The 19,899-nt window shown below is 63.0% G+C and carries 18 protein-coding genes; 12 read left to right on the forward strand and 6 right to left on the reverse strand.

Annotation, left to right across the window (positions count from 1 at the left end; translation table 11 throughout):
• Positions 1–19: 19 nt before the first annotated feature.
• Entirely contained in the window at positions 20–637 is a 618-nt protein-coding gene (locus tag ACERJA_RS01620; protein WP_373606585.1) for an ArsR family transcriptional regulator, read from the reverse strand.
• A gap of 271 nt (positions 638–908) precedes the next feature.
• Here ACERJA_RS01620 and ACERJA_RS01625 point away from each other — a divergent pair, with 271 nt between their 5' ends.
• The 5 genes from ACERJA_RS01625 to gatB all read left to right on the forward strand — a co-directional run bounded on the left by ACERJA_RS01625 (position 909) and on the right by gatB (position 10,172).
• A complete protein-coding gene (locus ACERJA_RS01625) occupies positions 909–2,687 on the forward strand; it encodes an L-lactate permease (protein ID WP_373606586.1) in 1,779 nt (592 codons plus the stop codon).
• Between the two features lie 240 nt (positions 2,688–2,927).
• Positions 2,928–4,685, forward strand: coding sequence for an L-lactate permease (locus tag ACERJA_RS01630; RefSeq protein WP_373606587.1), 1,758 nt, complete (start codon positions 2,928–2,930; stop codon positions 4,683–4,685).
• An 86-nt stretch (positions 4,686–4,771) separates the two neighbouring features.
• Positions 4,772–7,852, forward strand: a complete 3,081-nt coding sequence (locus ACERJA_RS01635; RefSeq protein ID WP_373606588.1) for an FAD-binding and (Fe-S)-binding domain-containing protein — start codon at positions 4,772–4,774, stop codon at positions 7,850–7,852.
• A gap of 78 nt (positions 7,853–7,930) precedes the next feature.
• On the forward strand, positions 7,931–8,608 hold the full coding sequence (locus tag ACERJA_RS01640) for a hypothetical protein (RefSeq protein WP_373606589.1): 678 nt from the start codon (positions 7,931–7,933) through the stop codon (positions 8,606–8,608).
• 67 nt (positions 8,609–8,675) lie between these two features.
• Positions 8,676–10,172 carry an Asp-tRNA(Asn)/Glu-tRNA(Gln) amidotransferase subunit GatB gene (gene gatB, locus ACERJA_RS01645; protein WP_006067923.1) on the forward strand — a complete coding sequence of 499 codons (1,497 nt, stop codon included), beginning with the start codon at positions 8,676–8,678 and terminating at the stop codon, positions 10,170–10,172.
• 77 nt (positions 10,173–10,249) lie between these two features.
• Here the strand turns inward: gatB and ACERJA_RS01650 are convergent, their stop codons facing one another.
• Positions 10,250–10,705 carry an acyl-CoA thioesterase gene (locus tag ACERJA_RS01650; protein WP_373606590.1) on the reverse strand — a complete coding sequence of 152 codons (456 nt, stop codon included), beginning with the start codon at positions 10,703–10,705 and terminating at the stop codon, positions 10,250–10,252.
• A gap of 132 nt (positions 10,706–10,837) precedes the next feature.
• On the opposite strand from ACERJA_RS01650, the gene ACERJA_RS01655 reads away from it, so the two are divergent.
• The 3 genes from ACERJA_RS01655 (at position 10,838) to ACERJA_RS01665 (ending at position 13,069) form a co-directional block, all read left to right on the forward strand.
• Complete coding sequence (locus ACERJA_RS01655) at positions 10,838–10,972, forward strand: transporter (protein WP_373606591.1); 135 nt, start codon at positions 10,838–10,840, stop codon at positions 10,970–10,972.
• Between the two features lie 100 nt (positions 10,973–11,072).
• A complete protein-coding gene (locus ACERJA_RS01660; protein WP_373606592.1) occupies positions 11,073–12,365 on the forward strand; it encodes an NAD(P)/FAD-dependent oxidoreductase in 1,293 nt (430 codons plus the stop codon).
• Between the two features lie 224 nt (positions 12,366–12,589).
• Positions 12,590–13,069 carry a cupin domain-containing protein gene (locus tag ACERJA_RS01665; RefSeq protein WP_373606593.1) on the forward strand — a complete coding sequence of 160 codons (480 nt, stop codon included), beginning with the start codon at positions 12,590–12,592 and terminating at the stop codon, positions 13,067–13,069.
• Between the two features lie 34 nt (positions 13,070–13,103).
• On the opposite strand, the gene ACERJA_RS01670 is transcribed toward ACERJA_RS01665, so the two are convergent.
• Positions 13,104–13,814 carry a metallophosphoesterase gene (locus ACERJA_RS01670; RefSeq protein ID WP_373606594.1) on the reverse strand — a complete coding sequence of 237 codons (711 nt, stop codon included), beginning with the start codon at positions 13,812–13,814 and terminating at the stop codon, positions 13,104–13,106.
• Between the two features lie 2 nt (positions 13,815–13,816).
• Positions 13,817–14,833 carry an archaeosortase A gene (gene artA, locus ACERJA_RS01675; RefSeq protein WP_373606595.1) on the reverse strand — a complete coding sequence of 339 codons (1,017 nt, stop codon included), beginning with the start codon at positions 14,831–14,833 and terminating at the stop codon, positions 13,817–13,819.
• A 176-nt stretch (positions 14,834–15,009) separates the two neighbouring features.
• On the opposite strand from artA, the gene ACERJA_RS01680 reads away from it, so the two are divergent.
• Entirely contained in the window at positions 15,010–15,789 is a 780-nt protein-coding gene (locus tag ACERJA_RS01680; protein ID WP_373606596.1) for a MarR family transcriptional regulator, read from the forward strand.
• Positions 15,790–15,846: 57 nt separating this feature from the next.
• Here the strand turns inward: ACERJA_RS01680 and ACERJA_RS01685 are convergent, their stop codons facing one another.
• Both ACERJA_RS01685 and ACERJA_RS01690 read right to left on the reverse strand, forming a co-directional pair.
• Positions 15,847–16,746, reverse strand: a complete 900-nt coding sequence (locus ACERJA_RS01685) for a glycosyltransferase family 2 protein (protein WP_373606597.1) — start codon at positions 16,744–16,746, stop codon at positions 15,847–15,849.
• Between the two features lie 147 nt (positions 16,747–16,893).
• Positions 16,894–17,601 (reverse strand): class I SAM-dependent methyltransferase, encoded by a 708-nt coding sequence (locus ACERJA_RS01690; protein ID WP_006067932.1) that lies wholly within the window; start codon positions 17,599–17,601, stop codon positions 16,894–16,896.
• 342 nt (positions 17,602–17,943) lie between these two features.
• On the opposite strand from ACERJA_RS01690, the gene ACERJA_RS01695 reads away from it, so the two are divergent.
• The 3 genes from ACERJA_RS01695 to ACERJA_RS01705 all read left to right on the forward strand — a co-directional run bounded on the left by ACERJA_RS01695 (position 17,944) and on the right by ACERJA_RS01705 (position 19,857).
• Positions 17,944–18,225 (forward strand): helix-turn-helix domain-containing protein, encoded by a 282-nt coding sequence (locus tag ACERJA_RS01695; RefSeq protein WP_006067933.1) that lies wholly within the window; start codon positions 17,944–17,946, stop codon positions 18,223–18,225.
• 112 nt (positions 18,226–18,337) lie between these two features.
• The gene (locus ACERJA_RS01700; protein ID WP_373606598.1) at positions 18,338–19,123 is read left to right on the forward strand and encodes an MBL fold metallo-hydrolase; all 786 of its coding nucleotides are present in this window, start codon (positions 18,338–18,340) and stop codon (positions 19,121–19,123) included.
• Between the two features lie 29 nt (positions 19,124–19,152).
• Positions 19,153–19,857, forward strand: coding sequence for a YkgJ family cysteine cluster protein (locus tag ACERJA_RS01705; RefSeq protein ID WP_373606599.1), 705 nt, complete (start codon positions 19,153–19,155; stop codon positions 19,855–19,857).
• The last annotated feature ends 42 nt before the right edge of the window (positions 19,858–19,899 follow it).

Genomic DNA, 19,899 nt, shown 5'->3' on the forward strand with positions numbered 1-19,899 from the left:
GCGGTTTGGACGACTGTTTTCACCCGAGCGTTGGCGTGAACCGATCGTCTCCGAGGAAGTTCCAGATGTGGCCTCGCTCTTCGGGCGGGTCGACGGCAGGCAACTCCTTGAGCGCGGGTTGAATCGCGTTCCACCACCCTTCCGCCGTCTCGAACTCGGCAGGGTGATCGGGATAGACGTGCTCGAGGAACTCCGACTTGGTCGCGCTCGGGTGATCGACGATGTACTCGTAGGCCGCCCGTAACGCGTCGCGGCGCGCCTCGAGCGACTGCCCGGTTCCTGGGAGGTCGGCAGTGCGAATCGCCGTCTCGATGGCGGCGGGCGACTCGTCACCCTCGGCTCGTTCTCCCGCCGGCGACGCCACCTCGGGCTGTCCTCGTTCCGGTGGCGTCTCGATCGGAATCCACCACACCCGTCCGCGAGCACCCACCTTGCGCGTCTCGAGGGTCCCACGATCGACGAGTTCGTTCAGTTTGTTGTGAGCGGTTCGGCGGGAACACTCGAGGGCGTCCATGACGTCGTCAGCAGTCAGTGGCCGGCCGTAATCTGACCGATCCTCGAAGACAGTGAGGGCGGCCTCCGGGGGGATTCGATCGGTGTACTGCCCGTGTTCGTTTCGTTCTCGATCAGCACCCATATGCGCTACCAGTGCAGTCAACTGTATATGCTTTTGCCCCGTCGAACCGAGCCGAAACTGGAGATGAGACTGAATTTGGTCGGATACTTGCATGAAGAGTACACGTTTGTGGGCTCAGTTTATAGTATCGTACGATATCTGTGAGGGGTTCCGATCCGATAACTATAACTGGAACATGTACACAGATATCATACGACATGATGCCAGGGGAACGCCAGCGGCGGGGCGCTGTAGGAGTCGTCTGTGAGACCGGTGTGACGAATTGACGAGTATGGTATCGGAACTAGACGTACTGTTCGCCGCCCTCCCCCTGCTCGTCGTCGGCATCTTGCTCGTTGGATTGCTGTGGCCGGCGACACGGGCGATGCCGATCGCGTGGCTCGCTGCCATCGGCGTCGCCGCCGTTGTCTGGAACATGCCACCAGCGTGGCTCGCCGCGGCGACGGTCGAAGGAATCCTCACCGCGATACAGATCCTGTGGATCGTCTTCGGTGCCCTCGTGCTCCTGTATACGATGATGCTGGCGGGCGCGTTCGACGCCCTCAACCGGAGTTTCGCGACGGTCAGCGAGGACCGCCGCATCCAGGTAATTCTGGTAGCCTTTTTTCTCGCGACGTTTCTCGAGGGCGTCGCCGGCTTCGGGACGCCGGCAGCCGTCGTCGCGCCGCTGTTGCTGGGACTCGGCTTCCCGGCGCTTGCGGCAGTGATCGCGGCGCTGATCGGCCACATCATCGCCGTCACCTACGGCGCGGTCGGGACGCCGATCATCGTCGGCATCCGGGAGCCGATGGACAGCGTCTTCCGGATCAGAACGGCGCTCGAAAGCGAGGGGGTGACTGCGGCGGAGTTTTCGGTCAACGTCGCAGCGTGGGCGGCGACCTACCATCTGCTCGTCGGCGTCTTGATGCCGTTCATCGCGGTCGCGATGGTCGTCTACTTCTTCGGCGAGCGCCGGTCGATCAGGCCCGCGCTCGAGGTCGCGCCGTTGTGTCTGTTCGCAGGCGTCGCGTTCGGCGTTCCGTACTGGTTTGCAGCCTGGTATGTCACGCCGGAGTTTCCAAGTCTGATCGGATCGATGGTCGGCGCAACGGTCGTCGTCGGCGCGTTGCGGGCGGGCTACTTCGTGCCCGACGAGGACTGGGAGTTTCCCGACCAGTCCGAGTGGCCCGACCACTGGCTGGGCGACATCCAGCCCGGCGACCGCGGATCGGTGTTGTCCAGTGAGCCACGGATGTCGCTCGTTCGTGCGTGGACGCCGTACCTCCTGTTGCTCGTGTTGCTCGTCGTCACTCGGCTGGTGGAACCGCTGCCGGCACTGTTACAGGGAGAGACGGTGACGATCCTCGGCCGAGAGCTGTCGTTGACGCTCTGGTCGATCAGTACCGGCGTGGGCCAGTTTACGATCGGCCTCGTCTCCCTCGAGTGGGCCGAGATATTCGGGACGAGAATCGGCAACGAGATCGACTTCGGCTACGTCCCCGGCATGTGGCTGCTAGCCAGCGCGCTCGCGGCGATGGTGCTGTTCGATATGGAACGATCGGATGCGACGACCGCCTGCCTCGAGGCCGCCAGAAAGCTCGTGACGCCGCTGATCGCGCTGGTGTTCGTCCTCGCGATGGCACAGGTCATGCTCCAGTCGGCCGCCCACCCGGATGCACCGCCCCAGAGCATGATCGTCGTCCTCGCGATGGCGACCGCGACCGTCTTCGGGCCAGCCTACCCGTTCGTCGCTGCGCTCATCGGCGCGCTCGGGGCCACACTCGTGGGATCGAACACCGTCAGCAACATCACGTTCGGCCCGCTGCAGTTCATCGCTGCGGAGAACCTCGGCATCTCGCGGGAACTCACCGTCGGCTCACAAGCTGTCGGCGGCGCGATCGGGAATCTCGTTGCGATCCACAACGTCGTCGCTGCGCTCGCAACCGTCGGCCTCGTCGGCCAAGAGGGGCGCGTGATCCGGGTGAACCTCGTTCCACTCGTATACTACACCGTCTTTGTGGGCGTCTGGACCGTCCTCTTCGTCTACGTCCTCTTTCCGGACGTCTTCTGACCTGTGGCTTCGGCGTTTCCGCGTTTGTCTCTGAACGAACACTAAATCGACCATATCTGGATGTATGGCCAGCAACCATTGTATACATTCATTATATATACAACAATCATGGGGGTGCTCGACAATTCCGATAAATATACATGGTGATCCCCTCGAGACTCGACCGATGCGGCCATCTCACATTCGATGGGACGACAAGAGAACAATTCCGTGGATTAACTCTTCTGGAACGGGTCCGCTATGACCGGTCTGATCGAAGTCGGAGCGGCACTGGCACCGCTCGTTATCGTCGCTGTGTTGTTGGTCGGCCTGTTGTGGCCCGCCGCTCGAGCAATGCCAGTCGCGTGGCTCGTCGCTGCGATCGTCGGGTTCGTGATCTGGGATATGCCGTTCGAGTGGATCGTCGCGGCGAGTGTCCGTGGCGGCATGGCGGCGATCGAGATCCTCTGGATCGTCTTCGGCGCGCTCGTGTTGTTGTATACGCTGATGCGATCGGGAGCGGTCGATCGAATCAACGACGGGTTCGCCTCAATCAGTGAGGATCGCCGCGTGCAGGTCGTCCTGCTCGCCTTCTTCCTCGCGACGTTCATCGAGGGAGTCGCTGGCTTCGGGACGCCGGCGGCAGTCGTCGCGCCGCTGTTGCTCGCGCTGGGGTTCCCGGCGCTGGCTGCGGTCGTCGCGGCGCTGGTCGGACACGCAGTCGCGACGGTGTTCGGCGCGGTCGGCACGCCGGTCATCGTCGGCTTCGAGGCACCACTCGGGAGCGTCGAGGACGTAATCGCCACCGGCGGGATGTCGGTCGGCGAGTTCGCCGCGTCGGCCGGCGGCTGGGCGGCGCTGTTCAACGGCATTCTCGGCGTCCTGATGCCGATGTTCGCCGTCGGAATGGTCGTCTACTTCTTCGGTGACACCGAGAAGCGATCGCTCGCCCCGCTGTGGGACGTCGCGCCGCTGTGTCTGTTCGCCGGCGTCGCCTTCGCCGTCCCCTATTGGGCGTCGGCGTGGTTCATCGGCCCGGAACTCCCCTCACTCATCGGCGCGATGGTTGGCGGCGCGATCGTCGTCGTCGCGCTCCGTGCGGGCTACTTCGAGCCGGACGCCACCTGGGAGTTCCCTCCACAAGATGAGTGGCCTGACCACTGGGTCGGGACCATCGAGCCGGGAAGCGACGAGACGGACACGGCGACGGCCGATACGCAGTCGATGTCACTGCTGCGTGCGTGGTCGCCGTACCTGATTCTCGTCGTGTTGCTGATCGGGACCCGCGTGATCGAACCCGCCGCGGACTTCCTGCAGGGAGAGGTGGCCGAACTCTTCGGAACGACCGTCCAGACCAATCTCGTCTTCCTCGAGTGGAATTCGATTTTCGGAACCGAAATCAGCGGGGCGATCGACTGGGCCTACGTTCCCGGCACCTGGCTCATCATCAGCGCGCTGATCGCCATCCCGCTGTTCGGGATGCGGACCGACGAGGTCGTCGGCGCGTGGCGTGAAGCCGGCAGTAAGATCGTTTCGCCGCTGGTCGCGCTCGTGTTCGTCATCGCGATGGTCGAAATCATGCTCGAGACCGACGCCCACTTCGAGGACGGAGCCGCCGCCGGCGTCCCCGACGGGAGCATGATCGTCGTCCTCGCGGATGCAACCGCAGCAGTGATCGGGCCCGCCTATCCGATGTTCGCACCGGCTGTTGGCGCGCTCGGTGCGTTCATCGCCGGCTCGATCACGGTCAGTAACATTACGTTCAGTGCGTTCCAGTTCGAAGTCGCTCAGAGCCTCGGACTGCCAACCCAGCTGATGCTCGGCGCACAGTCTATCGGCGCGGCGATCGGAAACGTGATCGCGATTCACAACGTCATCGCCGCCCTCGCGACGGTCGGACTGGTCGGCAAGACCGGCCGAATCGTTCGACTCAACCTCATCCCCGTTGCGTACTATCTGTTCGTGGGCGGTCTCCTGACAACGATTGCCGCCTACGTCGTCTTCCCGACGGTGTTCTAACCGTCGCTGGCAGTATAAGCATCGACTCCCAATACCCATCTCACGAAGCGTTCGACTGACGCGAACGGACGCCTGAGACAACACCAATGACGATAACACCACCAAATCGACTCGACCCAGCGGACGATCCCGAAGCGAACTACAACTACCAGAGCGACGACATCGAACGGCCCGACCTGCTCGCAGCCCTCGAGGCCCGCGTCGATGGCGACGTTCGCTTCGATAGCTACTCGAGACAGCTGTATGCGACCGACGCGAGCATTTACGAGGTGACGCCGATCGGCGTCGTCTTCCCGATGTCGACCGACGACGTCGCGAGTGTCGTCTCCTACTGTGCCGACAACGAAATTCCGGTTCTCCCCCGCGGTGGCGGGACAAGCCTCGCCGGCCAGACGGTCAACGAGGCCGTCGTCCTCGATTTCACGACGTACATGGACGACGTCGTCGACATCGATCCCGACGCCCGGCGCGCAACTGCACAGACGGGGATCTATCTCGGCTCGTTCAATGAGGCGCTTGCGCCCCACGAACTGAAGTTCGCCCCTGACCCGGCGTGGGGCGACAAGAGCGCACTCGGCGGCGCGATCGGCAACAACACGACGGGTGCTCACTCCCTGCAGTACGGCAAGACCGACGCCTACGTCGAGGAAGTCGAAGTCGTGCTTGCGGACGGCACCGTCACCACCTTCGGCGAGGTCGACCTCGAGGACGTCCCGGAACTCGCAGACGGTGACGACCTCGAGTCGGCGATCTACGCCGAAGTCGCCCGAATTCTCGAGGAGCAGGGCGATCTCATCGACGACGTCTACCCCGACCTGAAACGGAACGTCTCGGGCTACAATCTCGATTGGCTCGTCGAAGACGCCTACGGCGGCGAACGCGGCATCGGCGAACCCGATTCCGAGGGTGGGACGATCAATCTCGCGAAACTGCTCTGTGGCAGCGAGGGAACGCTTGCGATCGTCACCGAGGCGACCGTCTCGCTCGAGACGATCCCTGAAGAAAAGAGCATGGCGTTGCTCGCCTACGACAGCGTCCTCGAAGCGATGGACGACGTCGAACCCATCGTCGAACACGATCCGGCCGCCGTCGAAGTGCTCGACGACGTGATGATCGACCTCGCACGGGACACACCCGAGTTCGCGCCCGTCACCGAGATGCTTCCGGACGGGACAGCGGCAGTTCTGATCGTCGAGTTCTACGCTGACGACGTCGACGACGGCAAACGGAAGGTCGCAAACCTGCTCGCGGATCGCTGTCCGAGCGTCGAGTCGGAGGGCGAGGCCGACGACGAGGATGAGCGAACGATCACCGGTGCGGACACGCTGGCGTTCGACGCCATCGAAGCCTACGACGCCGACAGTCGGGCGAAGATCTGGAAGCTGCGCAAATCCGGTCTCCCGATCTTGCTCTCGCGGACGACCGACGAGAAACATGTTGCCTTCATCGAAGACACCGGCATCCCGCCAGCAAACCTCCGGGCGTTCGTCGCCGACTTCCAGGAGGTTCTCGAGGACCACGACACCTACGCCAGCTTCTACGCCCACGCCGGTCCGGGCGTCCTCCACATCCGCCCGCTGGTGAACACGAAGACCGACGCGGGTCTCGAGGATATGGAGTCGATCACCGACGCCGTGACCGACCTCGTCGTCAAGTACGACGGCTCCGTCTCGGGTGAACACGGCGACGGCCGCGCTCGAACCCAGTGGAACCGCAAACTGTACGGGGAGGACGTCTGGGAAACGTTCCAGGAGCTCAAAACGGCGTTCGACCCCGACTGGCTGCTCAATCCGGGACAGGTCGTCTACCGCGACGACGACCCGACCGATATGACCAAAAACCACCGGTTCGGCCCCGACTACGAGTTCAACGCCGGCTTCGAGCCAGCACTCGAGTGGGACAACGACCAGGGCTTCCAGGGGATGACCGAACTCTGTCACGGCTGTGGCGGCTGTCGCGGTGAGCAGTCCACGACCGGCGGCGTGATGTGTCCGACCTTCCGGGCCGAAGACGAGGAGATCCTCTCGACGCGTGGTCGGGCGAACATGCTCCGACAGGCGATGAGCGGCGAACTCGAGCCAGACGAGCAGTTCGACGACGAGTTCGTCGAGGAGGTCCTCGACCTCTGTATCGGCTGTAAGGGCTGTAAACACGACTGCCCGAGCGGGGTCGACATGGCCAAGCTGAAAGCCGAACTCACCTACGAACATCACAAGCGAAACGGCGTCTCGCTTCGCGATCAGTTCTTTACGAACTTCGAGACGCTCGCAAAGCTCGGTTCTGCGACGGCCCCCGTCTCGAACTGGGTGGCGAATCTGCCCGGCAGCGGCGTCCTCACCGAGAAGCTGCTTGGGATCTCCCGCGAGCGCGACCTGCCGACGTTCCAGCGCAACACGTTCGCGAAACGCGTCGCGGACCACCGACCCGCCGTGGCCGCCCACGAGGCCGACCGCCGCGTCGTCCTCGTCCCCGACATTTACACCAACCACGAGTATCCTGAGGCTGGTGAAGCCGCCCTCGCAGTGCTCGAGGCCGCGGGCGTCCACGTCGAGGTTGCCGACCCACGCGATGTCGGTCGGCCGGCGTACTCGAAAGGACTGCTCGGTCAGGCCGCTGAGGACGCGACCGACACCGTCCACGAACTCCTGCCGTACGTCGAGGACGGGTACGACGTCGTCCTGATCGAGCCCTCCGACGCCGTCATGGTCCAATCTGACTATCTCGACCTGTTCGACCATCCGGAGGTCGAAGCGGTCGCCGCGAACACCTACGGCGTCTGTGAGTACATCGATCAGTTCGATCTCGACGCCGACATCGAGTTCGCTGCACCCGACGAACATCTCGCCTACCACGGCCACTGCCACCAGAAGGCCCACGCGAAAGATCACCACGCCGTCGGCGTCCTTCGACGGGCCGGCTACGCGGTCGATCCGCTCGATTCGACGTGCTGTGGGATGGCCGGCTCCTTTGGCTACGAGGTCGAACACTACTCGATGAGCAAGGCCATCGGCGAGGTCCTCTATGAACAGGTCGACGACAGCACGGCCGAGCGCGTCGTCGCTCCCGGCGCATCCTGTCGGACCCAACTCGAGGACCGTCCCGGTGCGACCGAGAAGCCGCCGACGCCGATCGAGGTCGTCGCCGCGGCGCTCGCCGAGCGACGGTAGTCGGAACCAGCGCCGGGGCGAGTTTCATCGCCGGTTCTTCCCGAGTTTTTATTTAGCTGACTGGTCTGGTCTGTATGTATGTCTTCACGCCGTCTTTCAGCCCAGGAACTCCTCGGCGGGTTCATCGTACTGCTTGGCCTCCTCCTGTTACTCGACACCACTGGCGTGTACGATACGACACAGCTCCTCCAGTTCGTCCCGTCACTGTTCGTGATTGCCGGTCTCTACGCGCTCGTCTCGAGCCGCCTCCGGAACGTCACCGGCCCGCTGGTCGTCATCGTCGTCGCTGGCGGCTGGCAACTCGCCACGCTGGGAGTCGTCGAATGGAGTGACTTCGAAGCGCTCTGGCCCCTGCTTATCGTCTTGCTCGGCCTGTCCGTGATCCTCGGTCAGTACCGGGCGCGAGCGTACGAGGTCAGCGATGCGTTCGTGACGGCGGTCGGGCTGTTCGGTGGTGCTGACCGGCGCGTGACGACCGATGGGTTCGTCGGCGGCGAGCTGACGGCCGTATTCGGCGGCGTCGATCTCGACCTTCGTGATGCAACCGTCTCCGATCGACCGGCTCGAGTCAACGCAACGGCCGTGTTCGGCGGCGTCGACGTCCGCGTTCCGACTGACTGGAACGTCCAGGTTGATGTCCTCCCGATCTTTGGCGGTGCAGAGGACGAACGGCCACGCCGGGCCGAAGAACACGATTCGGTTGATCTCGTCGTCACCGGGTTCGCTGCGTTCGGTGGCATCACCGTCGTCGATTGAGACTGACGGACAGCCCCTCGAGTCCGTCCCGTTACGTTTTACCCGGCCCGGCCCGAATCGTGGCGCAATGACTGCCCAGACCGTCCAGCAGGGCGACCTCGTGACCGTCATCGGCCTCGAGGTCCACGTTCAGCTGGAGACCGACACGAAGATCTTCTGTGGGTGTTCGACCGACCAGACCGACGAACCGAACGAGAACGTCTGTCCGGTCTGTCTCGGCCTGCCGGGGGCGTTGCCGGTGCTCAACGAGGCCGCCGTCGAAGCCGCCGTCAAGATCGGCAAGGCGATCGACGCCGACATCCCCGAGGAGACCCGCTTCCACCGGAAAAACTACTACTACCCCGACCTGCCCAAGAACTTCCAGATCACCCAGTACGACGAGCCGATCTGTCAGGACGGCGACCTCGAGATCAGCGTCGAGGGCCAGCGCCGAACCGTCACGATCGAGCGCGCCCACTTAGAGGAGGACCCGGGCAGCCTCCAGCACGTCGGCGGCGGTGGCGGCATCGATTCGGCCGACTACACGCTCGTCGACTACAACCGCGCGGGCACGCCACTGATGGAGATCGTTACTGCCCCCGACTTCCGCAGTCCGGGCGAAGTCCGGGCCTTCTTGGCCGAACTCGAGGAAGTGCTCGAGTATCTGGGCGTCTTCGACGCCGAACGCGACGGCAGCCTGCGGATCGACGCCAACCTCTCGATCATCCCCGAAGACGAGATCGAAAGCGACGACGTCACCGAGATCAGCGACGAGGCACTCGCGGCGGCAAATCGCACCGAAGTGAAGAACATCTCGAGTCACAAGGGCGCAGAGAAGGCCTTGGCCTACGAGGAAACCCGACAGAAGAACGCGATCCAGCGTGGACGCGCGGTCGAACAGGAGACCCGCCACTGGGATGAGTCTCGAGGGATCACGGTCTCGATGCGCTCGAAAGAAGAGGAGAAAGACTACCGCTACTTCGAGGAGGCCGACCTGCCGCCGCTGCGCGTCTCGGGCTGGAAAGACGAGATTTCGATTCCAGAACTCCCGACGGCGCGTCGCGAGCGATTCCAAGAGGAGTATGGGCTGAGTGAGGAAGCCGCCTCGAAGCTCACCTCGACGAAACAGGTCGCGGACTTCTACGAGGACGTCGCCGGCGAGTTCGATCCCGATCTGGCGGCGACGTGGGTTGCAGACAACCTGCTGGGCGAACTCAACTACCGCGATATGGAAATTACGGATCTCGAGGGCCGACTCGAGGACGTCATGCGACTCGTCGAACTCGTCGCTGACGACGAGATTACGGCGAAAAACGCCCACGAGACCGTGCTGCGGTCGATGCTCGACGACGGGGATGCTCCCGACGAGATCGTCGACAGAGAGGGACTGGGCAAAACCGGCGAGGACGAGGTCCAGCAAGCGGTCGTCGAGGCGATCGACGAGAACCCCGACGCCGTCGACGACTACGAATCGGGCGACGATGGTGCGATCAACTTCCTCGTCGGGCAGGTCATGCAAAAGACCGGCGGCAGCGCCGACCCCGGCGATGTCAACCAGCTGTTGCGAGCCGAACTCGAGGCGTAACCGAGTCGCCGCGCAGCGGGTCTCTCACTGCTTTTGAGCTGGCCGACCGGTCACGACGACGAGCCGGTCACCGGTTATCACTCACTCGAGAGTCCGCCCTGAAACGCGGCCACACCCTCGCGGAACGTCTCGGGGATGGGCGTCGGGGTTTCGGTCTCGCGGTCGACGGCAACGTGGGTGACGGTGCCGTCGGCGAGACGTTCACCATCCGCCGCGCGCACCGCCCGATACTCCGAGGTGAAACTTGCCGTGCCGATATCGACGACGCGAATTTCGTTGATGATAACATCGCCGAACTCGGCCGCATTGCGGTAGTTCAGTTCCGTGTTTGCGACGTGGACCTGCCAGCCGTTCTCGTGCATCCGGTCGTAGTCGTAGTCGATCTCCCGAAAGAGCTGCGAGATTGCCTCGTCCTGAAAGGTAAAGTACTCGCCATAGAAGACGATCCCTTGCTGGTCGGTTTCGGCGAATCGAACACGGTTTTCGAAGACGGGTTGGAACTCCGGCTCTCCGGTGTTGTCAGTGGCACCCATACGACGTACCGCCGCTGCGATCGTTAAAGCCGTACCGGCCACGGCAACCAGTCGGACGTGTCTCGAGGTGGGTTTTTGTGACGCTGTCAATGCCGGCCATAACGCTACTTATCGTCATCCCGACACTGTTGTATGGTCAGAGTCTCGACGATCGTGATCCTTGCTGGTATCGTACTGCTGTTCGTTCCAATCCCACCAGTTGCGACGATCCTTGGGGTTCTCGTGATTCTTCTCGGGGTCGCCCTCAGACTGCTCGCGGGTCTCTGACAGCCCATCGTTCGGTGGCTCGAGGTTGACAGCTGAGGTCGGAAACCGACAGTCTCCGTTTGGCCCTACGCCTTTGTGCGTTCCTGCCCATCATTCGAGCATGCAGTCGACTCCACAGGTCGTCGTTGTTGGTGGTGGGCTCGCCGGGCTGGTTGCGACACGCCGGCTTGCCGACCACGGTGCTGATGTAGCGTTGCTCGAACGCCGTGACACCGTCGGCGGTCGTGTTCGAACACACGACCAGGACGGGTATCGATTCGACCGCGGGTTTCAGGTCCTGTTTCCGGCGTATCCAGCCGTTCAGCGTGAGCTGGATCTCGAAGCCCTCGACCTGCGTCGGTTCACCTCGGGGGCGACCATTATCGGCACTGACCACCGGACGGTGCTCGCCGATCCACGTCAGAAGCCGAGTGCACTCCCCGCAACGCTGACGAACAGCAACGTAACAATGGGTGACCGACTTCGCGTCGCCCGACTCTGGTGGTCGCTTCGGCGAATCGATCCAGACCAGTTTTTCGACGACAAACATGAGGCAGACGAGTCGATCGAACGCTATCTTCGCAAACGCGGCTTCTCCGACCGCTTTATCGAGCGCTTTTTCGCCCCGTTCTACGGCGGGATCACCCTCGACCGATCGCTGTCGACCTCGAGTCGCGTCTTCGAGTACACGTTCGCCACTCTCGCCGACGGCGGGGCTGCAGTCCCGGCCGCGGGAATGGGCGCGATTCCGGCCCAGCTCGCCGACCGTGTGCGAGCCGCTGGCGGTCGGCTCGAAACCGGAGTCGAAATCGAAGCCGTCTCGAGTGCGGACCAGTCGGCGACAGTGACGACGGCCGATGGGGAGACAGTCGAGGCCGACGCGGTCGTCGTCGCGACCGATCCGCCGGCCGCTCGTGAGCTTACCGGCCTCGAGTCGATACCAACCGATGCGCGGGCCTGCGTGACCCAGTACTACGCGTTGCCGGACGAGGCAGACCTCGAGACTGGGAAACGGCTGCTGCTCAACGCAGTCGATGACGACGCGCCGAACCACATCGTCCCCCACAGCGCGGTCGCCCCCGAGCACGCTCCCGACGGCACGACGCTGATCAGTGCGACCTATCTCGGCGAGCCCGACCACAGCGAGTCGGAGCTGGCCGAACGGACGCAGCTGGCGCTCGAGACGTGGTATCCCGACCAGCGGTTCGACGCGCTCGAGACGCTTCGGACCGACCGGATCGAGTTCGCGCAGTTCGACCAGCCACCGGGGGTTCATGACGAGCTCCCCGACACGCGGGATCCATCGGGGTCCGTCTATCTCGCCGGCGACTACACCCGCTGGTCGTCGATTCAGGGTGCGATGCGAAGCGGCCAGGACGCAGCGCAGGCGGTACTCGAGGACTACTCGCTGTAGCGGCCTGTGTTGATCCGACGCCGGTCGACCGCGTCTCGAGAGTCACATTCAGATCAGTAATTCGCGTGTAGGTGGGCCTTCGTTCCGGACGCGACGCGATGTGATCGATGTCGAATTCGCCCTATCCGCCCCGCACTACCCGCGAGGCCTTCTGCTCGAATACTCATGACCGATCCTGTGAATTCGGATAAACGACTATGACCGCTGGTCTTGAATTCGACTCTATGTGCCCTGTGAACAAGGACGAGCTCGAGTGGACGGCGCTTGAACACGGTGCGATGCACGTTCGGCGAAAGCAGTTGAGTGAGCAGACGGACGGTGACCAACTGGGCTGTAGCCTCTATGAACTCCCGGCTGAACACGAATCGTGGCCATACCATTACCACACCGCAAACCAAGAGGCGATGTACGTGCTCGCGGGCACGGGAACGCTTCGGCTGGCCGATGAAACGTATCCGCTCACCGAGGGCGACTACGTCTCCTTTCCAGCCAACGAAACGGGTGGCCACAAGGTTATCAACGACTCGGAAACGCCGCTTCGATATCTCATGGTCTCGACGATGAACGAGCCGGACGTGACAGTTTACCCTGATTCGGAGAAACTTGGCGTGTTCGTGGGCGCACCGCCTGGCGGCCGAGATGAACGGTCACTCCACGGCTATTATCCCATCGACGACGACGTCGATTACTGGGATGGAGAGTAGGACGCTCGTTCCGGTGTCGCTGCCAGGACGGCCACTACAGCAGCCGCCGACACTCTCCCAGCGGCGGAAACCACAGCAGTTCCTCGCTCGAGTCATCCCAGACGCCCGGGTGAAACGCATCCGCGTCGGTGACCAGCGGTGACTGGAACGCTCGAGCACGCATTTCGTTGACCGTCGCGCCCCCCGCAAGCGTCGTGAACGCTGGGCAGACGATCACGTCCGCTCCCTCGTAGACGGTCGGCCCGTAGAGAAAGCAGGGCCGTTTGCGTCCGTCGACGGACAGTGCGGGATGGTCGTGGCCGATGACGTACCGCGTCGCGTCCGTCTTGGGTCGTTCGTGGCCGTGACAGACCACTGTCTCGCCATCCGCGAGGCGGTACTCGCTCGCTATGGCCCCATCGAACACCGTCTCGAGCATCGTGTCGTGGTTCCCTGGTGTGACGACAAGCGAGGCATCGGCCGCGTCGACTGTGTCCTCGAGCGCCGCCAGATCGCGTTCGACACCGCGTGGCACGCCATCGAAGGCGTGTAGCAGGTCGCCGGCGACGACGACCGTCTCCGGGTCGGTGCGGGTGAGCAGGGACTCGAGTCGGTGGTGAACCGCTTTGGCGTCGTCGATCGGTGCGTCAACGCTCGAGGCAGCCCCGCGGCCGAGGTGGATGTCGACAATGACGAGCGTGTCGGCTGCAGGCACGAAGAGTGCGCGTTCGATCGGCGAAAACGGGAGGTCGATGCGGGGAGGCACAGTTAGTTGTCGTGACCGGAACCACCGTCAGCGCGCACGCGATCCTTGCCGAGCGCGTCGAAGAGGTCGTATTCGTTGCCAGTGAGAATAAAGAGGACCTCCTCGAGCGGCTCGAGCACTTCGGGAAGGATCTTGACGACGAGGTAGGTGATCCCGACCAGTGCGACGACCGACAGCGACTGGGCGATATAGTTGTGGGCGACGAGAAAGGAGACACGACTCTCTTCGGCACCCATGTAGGTGGTCATAATGGAGACGAGCCACTCCTGTTGGAACCAGCCCCACGGGGAGGCCAGGCCGATGAAGACGTTCCGGAAGAGGTTGAGCAGCCAGATGATGCCGATTGCGGCGACGAAGGCAGTCGCCTTCCGTCTGAGCGGCGCTTTCACGGCAGCGATCAGGCCACCGAAGATGGCCATGCTTCCGATACCAGTACAGGCAAGGATGATGTAGGTCGTTCGTCCAGTGACAGTCTCGTCGGGGTCGAAGTCAAACCGACTCTCGTAGCCGTTTGCCCCCTCATTGATGCCCGGACTGTGACCGAGCAGTTCCATCCCATAGTGGGTCTGGACTGCCGTGGTTTCGATCAGCCACGCTCGGAAGACCGGGACCGTTTCGGCTGGCAAATAGATCAGCCCCATAAACGCGATCGCTTTCGTGAGGAGAAACAGCGAGTCACGGCCGCCCCAGAGGAGATAGCCGGCGTACGCACACAGCGGCAGCGCAACGAGTGCCAGCACCGTCTGCAACGGGCTCTGCATCTCGTAGTAGTAGTATGGTACCATCGTCAGCCAGAAGCCACCGAAGGTGACCCAAGCACCTGTCGCGAGATACCGTGCCGGCTCGAAAGCCCCCTGCCAGCGGAGAACTAACGCCACGAAAAACGCAGCGATAGAGACCCATGCTAACACATCAGTTAGTTGGATGGAACTAAAAATCGCCGGCGTCAGTGCGGTCGTGCCTGCACGCTCGAGGCCGACGACCGACACCGTGTCGGTCCCAGCAGGAAGGGACAGCATATTCGTGAAATACTGAAGGACGCGTTCGCTATCAACTTGACGCCTTGCGTTCCAGTCGGTGATTCCCACAGTCGAGAGCGCGCTGGCACCGCCGAGCCACCACAGACGCGCCGAAAAGCCGGAACAGCTGTCGCCGACCGCGTACCTTTTTGCCTCGGTCGGGAAAGAGTAGACGTATGGTCGACGTCCTCGATAACAAGCGGACCGCGACGCGATTTCGGATTCTCGTCCAGATCGCCGAGCGCCAGCCCGCCGTCAGTCAGGGAGAGATCGCCGAGGAAGTCGGCGTAACGAGTCAGGCCGTCAGCGAGTACATCCGCGAACTCGTCGACGACGGCCTCGTCGAAAAAGAAGGCCGCTCACGGTATCGCGTCACGAACGAAGGCGTCGACTGGCTCTTCCGGACCGCCGACGACGTCCGCCGGTTTGCCGACCACATCACCGGCGACATTCTGGGTGCGATGAGCGAGGCCGCCTACATCGCGACCGACGACATCGAAGAAGGCGACACCGTCACGCTCTCGGTGAAAAACGGCTTACTCCACGCAAGTCCCGGCAGTAAGGGGCCAGCGACTGGTGTTGCAACGACCGACGCCGAGGCTGGGACCGACGTCGGCGTCACGAGCTTCGAGGGCGTCATGGATCTCGAGCCCGGGTCCGTTACCGTCCTTCAGATACCTGCCGTTCGGACTGGTGGCAGTCGAGCAGCCGACTCAGAGCTCGTCGCCGAACAGTGTGCCGATGCCGATCTGGTCGTCGCGGCGGGTGTCGAAGCCGTCGTCGCCTGTCGACAGGATGGGGCTGAGCCAACCGTAACACTCGCCGCCGGTGAGGTTGCTGCCGAGGGTGCCAAACGAGGGCTGGATGTGACCGCAGTTGCGACGACCAACGAGGTCGGCCGCGTCACTGATACGCTCCGCGATGCCGACGTTTCGTACGAAGTCCTCGAAGGATAGCGTGCGTGGTCGACACACGGAGACTCGAGTTGTCGTCGGACTGGTTTGCAACGCCCGTTACCGACGATCGTAGACGTGGACCGCTCGATCGTGTCGGACCGACAGCCCGTTCGGATTTCGTTGACTCGAGCGATCGGCGTAGCGAGCGAAGAGCCCATCTCGTAGTCCGCGTGCAGCGTTGGAGACGACATCGGTCCCGTCCGATACCCAGCCCGTCGGCGTCTCCTCCCCGGTGAGAACACCGCGAACTCCCGCCGACCCGTCACGAAGGGCGCTGCCGATCGTCCGCCCGAGGACGGTCGGTCGAGGGCCGTAGTTTTTCGCGAGTCGATAGGACAGTGATCGATACGCTGTCCCCCAGTTGCGATCCGTCTGGCCACCATCAGTGCCGACTTCGCGTCGAGCAGCCATCTCTGCGTCCCAGTCAGTGTCGAAGCCGAGTCCGGCCACACGGTGGGCACAGTCCCGTTCGCCGCCGTCTTCGAGATACTCGTCGAACCCATCTAAGGCCTCGAGGACGGTCCGGTCGAACGCGACGTTGTCGCCGTCGAAATGAACCACGCGACGGCCCGCGACGGTCCGCGGCGTCCGAGGATCGTGGTCCCGCTGTTTACCAGTCACGGGGCCAGTGACGACGTCGGTGCCGGTTGCGATCGAGCGTTCGATGGCGTCGTACCAGCTGTGTTCGATCGCACACTCGCCACCGAGGAAGGCGATCACATCGCCCTCGGCAGCCCGGAGACCAGCGTTTCGCGAGACGCTCGGGTTCCGTTCGGAGATTTCAACGAGCACATCGACGTCGGTGCGTTCACGGACGACGCCGGTCGTGCCGTCCGAAGACGGGCCGTTGACGACGATCAGTTCTGTCGACGGTGGCGTTCGCTCCGCGAGCGCGTCGAGAGACGAGAGTAACTGCTCTCGGTCGTTGAGCGTCGAGACGACTACCGAGAGCTCCATACTCTCTGGTAGAATCCATCGATAGTAAAATTACGGGGATTCGTCACCGAGAGACGAACGTCTCGGAGTCGACACCAGTAGTCGGGGTGTCGCGATGACTACGACACGCGCACCCCCGTTCAGGAGATGGCAGCGGGCTGGCCGCTGTCAGCGGACTCGCGTGTTCCAGTAGGACACTGACGCGAGATGGTCGCTGACTGGAAGCTTGCCGATCGTCTTATCGAGCGTTCGGATCGGCGAGGCGAGTTTGTTCGGGATTGCGCGGTAAAGTCCGTACGGCGCGATGAAATCGTCTTCGACGTCGATCAGCGTCAGGTTCGTCTTGGCAAGCAAGACGCTCACTTCGCTCTTCGAGTAGAGTCTCGACCCCATCGGCAGTGCCCAGTTGTAGATGCTGCGGGCGCTGAACCGATTGAACGTGTCGAAGACGATCTGGTCTCGAGAGACCCGGCGCATCTCCTCGAGGAACGCTTCGGGATCGTCTGCGAGGTGGAAAAACCGCATCGCGATGACAGTATCGAAGTGATCGTCCGGGAACGGCAGTCGTCCCGCATCACCGCGAAGGAACTCAAGCGTTCCCTCGAGTGTTTTGTTCTGCGCTTTTGTACGTCCCTGTTGTAACATCGCCGCCGAAATATCGAGTCCTACGACGTCGGCGCCGTGCTCGGCGAGCATCACCGTAAATCGCCCGGTACCACAGGCGATCTCGAGGATGTTCTGTCCCTCGATAGGCATGATAGCCTCGAGGACAGCCTTTTTCTCCCGGCGGTCGATCAGCTGGCCACCGCGGGAGAACCGCTTATCGTCGTATTCCTCGGCGACGTCGTCGGCTTGGTACCACTCCTGTCCTTTCACACTGGGCGAAACTACAGGAGCGGGAGGATAAAACGATACTGGAGTCTATCGACGAGTCGGAGACAGATCGCCCCACTAACGGACGAACCCCCAGCAAACTAACAGATCTATCGCTGAGAGAGGAGTCGTTTCGATCCGACAAACCGGTCTCACGACGAGATTGTTGACAGTCGACCGGTCTGGGATGGACGTTTCGGACGTGCCATATATAAATCGAACCGGGAGAGGGAGTCGTAATTCGACAATCGGTATTAATACTCTATAGGTAGACCTTATACAAACTGGACTGTTCGTATCCACATATAGGGAAGCTTTACCATTGGCGATTCCGGTGACGTAGGTATGAGCACGACGACAGCTGAGGACCGCGGTGTTGCTGGTGAGGAACCGCTTTCAGAGGACGAATACCGTGACCGCCTGCGTGAGCTACCTCCGAGTGCGAAACTCGTTGCGAAGGTCCTGGAGACCGATTCGCCGCTCTCTCAGGGTCAACTCGCCGAGGAATCGCTGCTGCCGGATCGAACTGTTCGCTACGCTCTCAACCGTCTCGAGGACGTCGGCCTGATCGGCTCCCGATACAGCTTCCGCGACGCGCGCAAACAGGTCTACTACCTCAACTACTGAGTCTGTCGACCCCGGGTTACGCAGACAGGATGGGGAGAAGCGTGACAGCGTCGAACCTGCCAGGACAGCCGTTCTCGTCAGTGATTTGTGCCCACCTGTCGACTGTCGAGCTATGAATGTCACCCGGTGTTCGGTCCCGGTCACGACGCGTGCGCCAACTGGGACCACCAACGCCTATTTGCTTGGCTCGGAGCCGGCAATGCTGGTCGACCCGGCGGCACGAACTGACGACCTCGACCGACTGGTTCGAGCCCACACCGTCGAGCATATTCTCGTCACCCACACCCATCCAGACCACGTGGGTGCTGTCGCCGCCTACGCCGAGAAAACGAACGCGACTGTCTGGGCTCGAGCCGGCCGCACTGACCGCTTCCGGGACGTGGTCGGCTGTGATCCGGACCGAACGTTCATGCCGCGGGCAACGATTCCACTCGGTGACGACCACGTCCGACTGCTCGAGACGCCTGGCCACGCCCCCGATCACATGTCGCTGGAGGTTGGGCGTGGCGGTCCGATTCTGTGTGGCGACTGTGCCGTCCGCGAGGGGAGCGTCGTCGTCGGCGCGCCCGAGGGCGACATGCGGGCGTATGTGACGAGCCTGCGTCGTCTCCGGGCGATCGACCCACCGACGCTGTGGCCCGGTCACGGCCCTGCGATCGAGGCGCCCAGAGACACCACAGAGCGACTGCTCGCCCACCGACGACGGCGGGAACAGCGCATCCTCGAGGCGGTCGAAACCGGTTCGACAACGCTCGACGAGATCCTCGAAACCGCCTACGAGAAAGACCTCACTGGCGTTCGTGACCTCGCGCGAGCGACCGTCGTTGCCCATCTCGAGAAACTCGCCGTCGAGAGACGACTCACGTGGGATGGGAGCCGTGCGACCGCGAGCGACTGACTTTTCCCCGTTGGCAGGTATCTTCAGGTGTGCAATCACTCGAGGCCGAACTCGAGACGGCGCGCCAGCTGTCGATCGACGAACTCGCCGACGCCATCGAGTCGATCGGCTTCGAGTGTACCCGCTGTGGGGCGTGCTGTACGGGCGAGGCCGAGGACGACCATACGGCGACTGTCTTCCCCGACGAGATACGAGCCCTCGAGGCGAGCGACACCGACAGCGCAGACGACTGGCGCGACATCGCTCGCCCGATGCCGTACGGTCTCGTCGAAACCGACGACGGCGACCTCGAAGGCGAAACGTTCGAGTGGGCGCTCCAGACTGACAGCTGTGGCGACTGTGTGTTTTATGAAGAGACCGACGGCGTCGGCGGCTGTACGGCCCACGACGATCGCCCGCTGATCTGTCAGACGTATCCGTTCAGCGTGGCGCTTGCAGGGACCAGTCAGCCGATGGGCGAGGCCGTCGACAGCGTTGTGCTCCCAGCACAACGGGAAGCCGACGACGAGGAAGGAGTCCTCCGCGCCCACGAGTGTGAGGGGCTCGGACGGGAGATCTCCCGCGAGGACGCCGAGGACCTCGCCGGGGCGCTCAAAGAACGGGCCGTTCGTGAACTCGAGGAAGCGATCGCCGTCCGAGATACCTACGCGCCCGCCACGCCGGCTCCCGGCGAGGTCGTCGTCCACGACTCCGAGGGCCCAAAGCGAGTCGATGGGACGCCACTCGAGGAGTAAGCGGGGCGGGCTGAGAGCGGTGGTGACGGCAGGCCGGCGCAC

Origin of the sequence: Natronorubrum sp. A-ect3 (assembly GCF_041821125.1) — an archaeon.
In the GTDB taxonomy this organism is placed as follows: domain Archaea; phylum Halobacteriota; class Halobacteria; order Halobacteriales; family Natrialbaceae; genus Natronorubrum; species Natronorubrum bangense.